Raw genomic sequence first — 1,024 nt, forward strand, 5'->3', positions numbered from 1 at the left:
CCCCCGCCCCCGCCCTCCGCGGCGGCAGGCCTGCGCCGAGCGGCGTGGGCGCCGCCGCGGTCGGCGGGAGGCATCGTCGTCGGCGGCGGCTGGGCGGCGGTGTCCATGGGGCGCGGGCGTCGTCCGGGGTTCGCCGCCCCCCTTGCACGCGCCGGGCCAACCCGCGCCGCCTCCCGCCCGGCAACCCGCGCCGCCCGGGGGGCACGATTTGCCGCCGGCCCGGCAAACGGCGCCGCCGGCGGCGCCCGAGGCGCTGGCACGGCGGGTGCACCGCCGCCCGCATCGCGCCGACACCCACCAACCGGAGTGCCCCGCCCGTGTCCCTGTTCGGTTCCTTCACCACCGCGATCAGCGGCCTTTCCTCCCAGAGCCGCGCGCTCGGCCACGTCTCGGACAACATCGCCAACAGCCAGACCGTCGGCTTCAAGCGGACGGACACGAACTTCGTGTCGTACCTCACGCAGTCGAACGAGACGTTCCACTCGCCGGGCTCGGTGATCGCCCGGCCGGACTACACCAACGCGCTGCAAGGCACGATCGAGCAGTCGGAGTCGCCGCTGTCGCTGGCGATCGGCGGCCAGGGCTTCTTCAGCGTCGCCGCGGCGGCGGGCACGGCGGCGGACGGCACGCCCCGCTTCGACGACCGGCAGTTCTACAGCCGCGCCGGCGACTTCCGCCTGGACGAGGAAGGCTTCCTGGTGAACGGCTCCGGCCACTACCTCCAGGGCTGGCCGGCGGACGCGGCGGGCAGGCCGGACCGCGCCGCGCTGGAGCCCATCCGCCTCGACCAGGCGGCGTTCAACCCGATCGCCACCGGGCGCGTGGAACTCGCGGCGAACCTGCCGGCCGGCGACGGCACGGCGGCGGCGCCGGTCAGCACCCAAACCAAGGTCTACGACTCGCTCGGCCGGCAGCACACGGTGAACCTCTCCTTCACCCGCGCGGCGGCCGGGAATTGGACGCTCGGCGTGCAGGTGCCGGACGACGTCGGCGGCGCGGACCGCGGCGCCGTGGGCTTGCGCTT

At 75.8% G+C, this 1,024-nt stretch carries 1 protein-coding gene; it reads left to right on the forward strand.

Annotation, left to right across the window (positions count from 1 at the left end; all coding sequences use genetic code 11):
• Window positions 1-317: 317 nt before the first annotated feature.
• On the forward strand, window positions 318-1,024 hold a 707-nt coding region (locus ABD067_RS05905), incomplete at its 3' end, for a flagellar hook-basal body complex protein (protein WP_343894261.1).

The organism is Craurococcus roseus (genome assembly GCF_039523795.1).
In the GTDB taxonomy this organism is placed as follows: domain Bacteria; phylum Pseudomonadota; class Alphaproteobacteria; order Acetobacterales; family Acetobacteraceae; genus Craurococcus; species Craurococcus roseus.